The sequence below is a fragment of the Niabella drilacis genome (assembly GCF_900101395.1).
In the GTDB taxonomy this organism is placed as follows: Bacteria; Bacteroidota; Bacteroidia; order Chitinophagales; family Chitinophagaceae; genus Niabella; species Niabella drilacis.
Map to the genome: position 1 here is coordinate 149,040 of NZ_FMZO01000013.1, position 6,975 is coordinate 156,014.

Sequence of the window (6,975 nt, forward strand, 5' to 3'; positions counted from 1 at the left end):
TTCCCGGCCAGGGAGCCTTTATTTTTATGCCGGGGTATTAAGCAGCGCATGCTGGCTTGCTGTAAAAATATCCCGGAAGATGCGGTTCAGCACCGTACCCCTCCGTGTAGCGGCCACACCGCATAAGGGGTACAGGCCGGCAACCAGCTTTCCCGAAAACCGGGCAAGCAGCCGGCTGTTCCGGGAAACCTGTTGTAGCAGCGCTTCGGGAATGATGCCGCTTTTTTGGATACAATTCCAGGACTCATCGGCGGATGCGTAGAAGCGCTCCCGTAATTTTTGCAGAAGCTGAGCCGCCTGTTGCCCTTTTTGCTGCATCGCCCAAACGGATGCATCCCCGGAAATTCCCTTGCCGGGTTTCTGTTGCACCAGCTGTTGAAACGCCTCCAGGAAATGTAGTGCCATCCCAAGGGTGTTTACGGCAAGCGTGGTTTCTGCAAACTGCAGGAACGGATAGCGGTAAATAACGCCGGGCAGGGTTGCCGCGGCCGGGAGGATGGTAAAGCTCCGCTCCATAGGGACCTGTATGGCCGAAACACTGAAGCTTTCGCTGGCGGTTGCCCTCAGCCCCATGGTATCCCAGTCGTTATGAATGAGCACCTCATCCCTGGTAAATAAAAAAGACCTGTAAACCGGCGCGCCCTGTGCATTGGTCACAAGCCGTCCTTCTTTTTCAATTTTACAGTTGGCTGTAAAATGCGTGCAATAGGGTGCACCCGTGGCATATTTCCAGGAACCGCTGACCTCGTACCCCTCCTTTGTTTCGCGGGCGATACCGGAGAGGGCTCCGCTTCCTCCAAAGCAAACCCGGTCATTTTTGAAAATCTCACCGGTAAGGGCAGGCGGCAGGTACCCGGTAAACTGTGTGGCACCGCTGCAAAGGGTAATGGTCCATCCCAGGCTGCCATCAATCCTTGCAAGCGTTTCTTCCATCCTCAACCCTTCCGGTAAACCCAGGCCCAGCCCGTTCTGCTCGGGGGGAACAAAGAGCTTGAACCATTTCTGTTGGTAAATAAGGTCCAGTTGCTGCGGAGTAAGCCGGGCTTGTTCATCGGCCTCCTTTGCAGGGTGTGCCAATGCAGCTGCCATGTGTTGATCCATCATTTCTTTTCTGTTTCCAGGATGCGCTTCCACTCGAAAAAGCCCAGCACCGCAATGATAAACAGGAACAGGGTTAACAGGGCGTACAGGGGAAGCTGTTTATAAAATAGAAGCGGTATTGCTACAGCATTGCTGATATTGAGCAGGATCCAGTTCTCCAGTTTGCGCTTTGCAAGTAACCACATTCCGGCCCAGGCAGTTGCACTTACAAAAGCATCCATCACCGGTACCGATGAATCTGTAAGGTACCGGAGCGCCAGATACAGGATCACAAAGCCCCCCAGCACGATCGCCGCTGTGATGCTCCAGTCCTTTTTAGTAGCTCTTGTTACCGGCAGGGGAATGGACGTGCGTTTAAATACCCAGAACCACCATCCATAAATGCTCATGACGAGGTAATAAAGGTTCAGCGCACTTTCCGCATACAGGCCGGATGTCATAAATATATAGATGCTGATCAGTACAGACAGGATCCCTGCGGGATAGAGCCAGACTTTGTTGGCCTTCGCCAGCAGAACCTCTGCAGCGCCAAAACCGGCGCCCAGCCATTCCAGCACACTTGTTTGCTTTATCTCTTCAACAAAAACGGTGACCCAGTTTGCCATAGTTTTATAAAATCAGGTACAGGGTCAGGCTGAAAAGCTGCTGTTTCCTACGCCGGCATTACCCGGATCAGGTTCCTGAGTCCGCCGACGGCAGAACTCAATGGGTATGATCTCAGCCTTGATTTCATCCCGCCACCGGCAGGAAAGGCACCCCTGTTGGGGGTGAAGGTAAGCAAAAAATAATTTCGGCCCTGTTTTATACTTTCGCAATGATTTGTAATATATTCGCTCCGCTTAATTTTTTTACATGCCATCGTCGAAGCGTTTATTCGTAAAAACTTCCTCTCTGCCCAATGCCGGCAAAGGGTTATTTACAAAAGTTGCTATTGCAAAAAAAGAGATTGTTACCGAGTATACCGGGGATCTGCTCACCTGGAAGGAGGTGGAAGATGATGCGGATAACGGGTATATTTTTCATATTAACGATGAGGCCGTTATTGATGCCAGCAGGCATCCAAAATCCTTTGGCCGCTACGCCAATGATGCTGCGGGTTTGCAGCGGGTAAAAGGGATCCGGAACAACGCTGAGTATATAGAGGAAGGCACCCGTGTATACCTGGTAGCCAAAACAGATATACCCGCAGGAAGCGAGATTTTTGTCTCCTACGGCCCCCAGTACTGGAAGCAGGTACGGGAAAACATCCGGTTTGACCGTGAAGCTGCAAAAGAAAAATCCGGGCGATAAGCCAGCCTGCTGACGAAGCACGTATATGCTGGCCGTGATAAAATACCGGCCGGTATTGTTTGAATGCTTCAATATTTTTTCAATTCCCGACTTCTAAAGGAATGCCGTTATCTTTGTTTACAGAATAATGGAAAAGAGCAATTTTGTAGACCAGATACGGATATTTTGCCGCAGCGGACACGGCGGTGCGGGCATCAAGCATTTTTTGCGGGACAAATTTACGTCCAAAGGTGGCCCGGATGGTGGCGATGGCGGAAGAGGCGCCCATATTATTTTAAAGGGCAATCGCAACTTATGGACCTTATTACATTTACGTTATTTCAAAAATATACTGGCAGAGAACGGAGAAAACGGCGGGCATAATAACTGTACCGGTCGCAGCGGAAAAGACGTGGTAATAGAAGTACCGCTGGGTACGGTGGCCATGGATGAGGAAACCGGGGAAAAAGAAGCAGAGATCCTGGAAGACGGCCAGGAGATCATCTGGATGCCCGGTGGTAAAGGAGGGTTGGGCAATGCCAATTTTGCCACACCTACCAACCAGGCGCCGGAGTATGCACAGCCGGGGCTGCCGGGTGAGGAAGGCTGGAAGGTACTGGAGTTAAAAGTACTGGCGGATGTGGGGTTGGTGGGTTTCCCCAATGCCGGAAAGTCGACCCTGCTTTCGGTGATCACCGCGGCAAAGCCTAAGATCGGCAATTATGCTTTTACCACGCTTACACCCAATCTTGGTATTGTGGAATATCGAGATGGCCGGAGTTTTTGTATGGCGGATATGCCCGGCATCATTGAAGGAGCTGCCGAGGGCCGCGGGCTGGGACATCGTTTTCTCAGGCATATTGAGCGCAACCCGGTGCTCCTGTTCCTGATCCCGGCAGATAGTGCAGACCACCGGAAAGAATTTGAGGTGCTCATGAATGAGCTGGAACAATACAACCCGGAGTTGCTGCATAAACAGTTCCTGATTGCCATTTCCAAAAGCGATATGCTGGATGATGAGCTAAAAGCCGCCATCAGCAAAGAAATGCCTGATCATATTCCGCATCTTTTTATTTCTTCAGTAGCACAACAGGGGCTGACCCGGTTAAAGGACCAGCTCTGGGAGATCTTAAATACTGTGCCGGAAGCAAACCAGTAGTATTCCCTTACAGGTAGGTGCAGGACAGTTCCCCCAATTATTTACAGTATTTTCGGAGCAACGATGTTGTTGATAAACAATTACAAAGCTTGCTCATGAACAAGAAAAAACCGCTGGCATTTATTGCCGTTCTTTTCTCCTTAACGGTAACAGCACAATCAAAAGTCGGGAACCTGCGCACTGAAAACCGGGTGGACCCGGTGGGGCTGGATATCATTCAGCCGCGGTTCAGCTGGCAGTTGGAAAACGGTAAACGCAATGTGATGCAGACCGCCTATGAGATCAGGGTAACGCATGATAAAGCAGGTGTATGGAACAGTGGAAAAGTATCCTCCGACTCCTCCGTGCATGTAACATATAAAGGCGCCGCATTAAAAAGCGGCGAAAAATATCAATGGCAGGTGCGGGTTTGGGACAACAGCGGAAAGGCTTCTTCCTGGAGCAGTCCGGCGATTTTTCAAATGGCATTACTACAGCCATCCGACTGGAAAGCCACCTGGATCACCCCCGGCTATGAGGAAGATGCCACGCTACGCCCCAGTCCTCTGATGCGGAAAGAATTCAGCATTACAAAAAAAGTTGTGCGGGCCACGGCCTATATTACTGCACACGGAATGTATGAAGCGGCTATTAACGGAAGCCGTGTGGGAGATGCCCATTTTACCCCGGGCTGGACTTCCTATAAGAAAAGACTGCAATACCAGACCTACGATATTACCAGCCTGCTCAAACAGGGAACCAATGCGCTGGGGGTTACCCTGGGAAGTGGCTGGTACCGGGGGCATATCGGGTTTTCCGGTCAGCTTGGTTTTTATGGTAAAGACATTGCGCTGTTGCTGCAGTTGCGGGTAGACTATGCAGACGGAACACAGGAAACCATTGTTTCCGATAGCTCATGGAAATCCGCTACCGGGGCTATTACCTATTCCGAAATTTATAACGGGGAAACCATCGATGCACGAAAGGACCGGACCGGCTGGATGCTGGCAGGATACCGGGATGAGGACTGGACGCCGGTTAAAACGGCCTCTTTTGATAAAGGGAACCTGCTGGCGACCTATAATGAAATGATCACCGCGCATGAGGTGTTTAAACCTGTAAAAGTATTAAAAACACCTGCGGGTGAAACGGTGCTGGATTTTGGACAAAACCTGGTAGGATGGGTGCGTATAAAGGTACGAGGATCGGCCGGGGACTCAGTAACCCTGAAGCACGCGGAAGTACTTACCAAGGCCGGCAACTTTTATACAGAAAACCTGAGAGCTGCAAAAGCACAGAACACTTATGTGCTCAAAGGCGGAACAGAAGAGACCTTTTACCCGCATTTTACCTGGCAGGGATTCCGCTATGTAAAAGTGGAGGGTTACCCGGGAACCCTGACGCCCGATAACTTTGAGGCCATCGCTTTTTATTCCGATATGGAGCCTACCGGAACCTTTACTACCTCCAACCCCCTGATCAACCAGTTGCAACACAACATCCAGTGGGGACAAAAAGGAAATTTCCTGGATGTGCCTACAGACTGCCCGCAGCGCGACGAACGCCTGGGCTGGACAGGTGATGCACAGGCCTTCTTCCGCACCGCAGCCTTTAATATGGGGGTGAACAATTTTTTTACCAAATGGCTGAAAGATCTTGAGGCAGACCAGATTGATGGCCGGGTACCTTTTGTGATCCCCAATATCCTGGGCAACGGGGCTAACAGCGCGGGCTGGGCGGATGTTGCTACCATTATTCCCTGGCAGATGTACCTGGCTTATGGCGATACACGCACCCTGGCAGCGCAATACAGCAGCATGAAAAATTATGTGGAGAGCGTTCGCAAAACGACAAATAATGACCTCTGGAATACAGGGTTTCATTTTGGCGACTGGTTGTTTTACCACCCGCAGGATGATAATGACGGCCGGGCAGCGGTAACCGACAAATACCTCATTGCCCAGTGTTTTTATGCCCATTCTGTGCAATTGCTCATCAATGCGGCAACCGTGCTGGGCAACACTGAAGATGCCACTGCATATGCCGGGTTGTTAAAGAACATAAAGGCTGCCTTTGTAAAAGAATATATGACCCCGTCCGGGCGGTTGGTATCAGGCACACAAACGGCCTACGTGCTGGCACTGCATTTTGACATGCTGCCGGAGCCGCTGCGCAAGCAGGCTGCTGAGCGGCTGGTTGAAAATATCAAAAGCTACAACAACCATCTTACCACCGGGTTTTTAGGAACGCCGTACCTGTGCCATGTGCTTACGCGTTTTGGTTATACGGATATGGCGTATACTTTGTTATTACAGGAAACCTACCCTTCCTGGCTATACCCGGTAAAAATGGGGGCAACCACTATTTGGGAACGTTGGGATGGCATTAAGCCGGATGGCAGTTTTCAGGCGGCGTCTATGAATTCCTATAACCACTATGCCTATGGTGCTATCGGAGACTGGATGTACCGGACAATGGTGGGCCTGGATACCGAGGATGATGGTGTTGGATACAAGCATATAAAAGTAAAGCCCCATATCGGTGGTGATTTTAAAAATGCTTCGGCATCGTTAAAAACCTATTATGGAACCACGAAGGCTGGTTGGGAAGTGGCCGATGGCAAAATTATGATGGAGGTGGAAATACCTGCAAATACCCGGGCAACAATATACCTCCCGGTTACAGACGCCGGTGGGGTTACAGAATCCGGAAAACCGCTTTCTTCAATAAAGGAGATCAAACAGCTGGGACCGGAAGATGGCTATCTGAAAATTGAAACGGGATCGGGTACTTACCGGTTTGGGTTTCCGGGCAAATAACGGGATAGTTCCTGTTGATCAGATTCGATAATGTCAATGCCTCCTGTCAACAGACAGGAGATCGGTTCCTGCATTTTAGGCTTTCCCATGTTCCTCAAAAAACGGTTGTCGCAATTGCCTGTTTCAATACTGATCAATTTGGGCAGTGCGCCTCGCCGGCTTAGGAGCTCCGGAAAATCATGGTCTTTAGAACCAGCAACGCTTAATCTGTATGCTTAATACAGCGTTATAGGTGGTCTGGGAAATAATAGGCAAACTTATTTAGGGTCTGCTGATTAACGATCATTAATTGCCTTAACCATCATTTCCACTTTTGTCCTGAGTGACTGTTGCACAACAAGACCTTAAAAATGCCGGCAGATAAGCAGAACGGTCAGCACCTGTAAATTTCGTAGTAAAAATTTGTTGGACCCATTCACATTATGATAATACATAATGCAAATATCCGTTGTGTAGAAATATTTTTAAAAAGATTGGAATAATAATGTTCAAACTTTGTTATCAGCGCTTGTGCCTTCGCTACAACTTTAGGTCCTCCCGCATACATGAGCAGTTTCTTTAAATTGTATGCAGTGGCTGCCATCGTCATACATTTATTGGCCTGTGCTATCCCTTTTGTATTTACTTTTTTCATTCCCAGATAATTTA

General features: G+C 49.5%; 5 protein-coding genes and 1 pseudogene. 3 read left to right on the forward strand and 3 right to left on the reverse strand.

The features are described 5' to 3' along the window. Window positions 1-24: 24 nt before the first annotated feature. Both BLS44_RS19805 and pnuC read right to left on the reverse strand, forming a co-directional pair. Window positions 25-1,104: an acyl-CoA dehydrogenase family protein gene (locus BLS44_RS19805; protein ID WP_245729294.1), complete on the reverse strand. Its 1,080-nt coding sequence runs from the start codon at window positions 1,102-1,104 to the stop codon at window positions 25-27. Continuing rightward, window positions 1,101-1,706, reverse strand: a complete 606-nt coding sequence (gene pnuC / locus BLS44_RS19810) for a nicotinamide riboside transporter PnuC (protein WP_090391964.1) — start codon at window positions 1,704-1,706, stop codon at window positions 1,101-1,103. Before pnuC ends, BLS44_RS19805 begins: the two co-directional genes overlap by 4 nt. Window positions 1,707-1,953: 247 nt before the next feature. On the opposite strand from pnuC, the gene BLS44_RS19815 reads away from it, so the two are divergent. From BLS44_RS19815 to BLS44_RS19825, 3 genes are all read left to right on the forward strand, one after another. Beyond that, complete coding sequence (locus tag BLS44_RS19815; protein WP_090391965.1) at window positions 1,954-2,391, forward strand: SET domain-containing protein-lysine N-methyltransferase; 438 nt, start codon at window positions 1,954-1,956, stop codon at window positions 2,389-2,391. A 127-nt stretch (window positions 2,392-2,518) separates the two neighbouring features. Continuing rightward, window positions 2,519-3,529, forward strand: coding sequence for a GTPase ObgE (gene obgE, locus BLS44_RS19820; protein WP_090391966.1), 1,011 nt, complete (start codon window positions 2,519-2,521; stop codon window positions 3,527-3,529). Window positions 3,530-3,624: 95 nt separating this feature from the next. Beyond that, entirely contained in the window at window positions 3,625-6,327 is a 2,703-nt protein-coding gene (locus tag BLS44_RS19825; protein WP_090391967.1) for an alpha-L-rhamnosidase, read from the forward strand. A gap of 415 nt (window positions 6,328-6,742) precedes the next feature. Here the strand turns inward: BLS44_RS19825 and BLS44_RS19830 are convergent. Then, a pseudogene (locus tag BLS44_RS19830) lies at window positions 6,743-6,975 on the reverse strand (hypothetical protein); the annotation flags it as partial.

Bases quoted from the DNA above. Each gene is read 5' to 3' on its own strand.
- BLS44_RS19815 (WP_090391965.1), top strand. From the start codon at position 1,954: ATGCCATCGTCGAAGCGTTTATTCGTAAAAACTTCCTCTCTGCCCAAT.
- pnuC (WP_090391964.1), bottom strand. From the start codon at position 1,706: ATGGCAAACTGGGTCACCGTTTTTGTTGAAGAGATAAAGCAAACAAGT.
- obgE (WP_090391966.1), top strand. From the start codon at position 2,519: ATGGAAAAGAGCAATTTTGTAGACCAGATACGGATATTTTGCCGCAGC.
- BLS44_RS19825 (WP_090391967.1), top strand. From the start codon at position 3,625: ATGAACAAGAAAAAACCGCTGGCATTTATTGCCGTTCTTTTCTCCTTA.
- BLS44_RS19805 (WP_245729294.1), bottom strand. From the start codon at position 1,104: ATGATGGATCAACACATGGCAGCTGCATTGGCACACCCTGCAAAGGAG.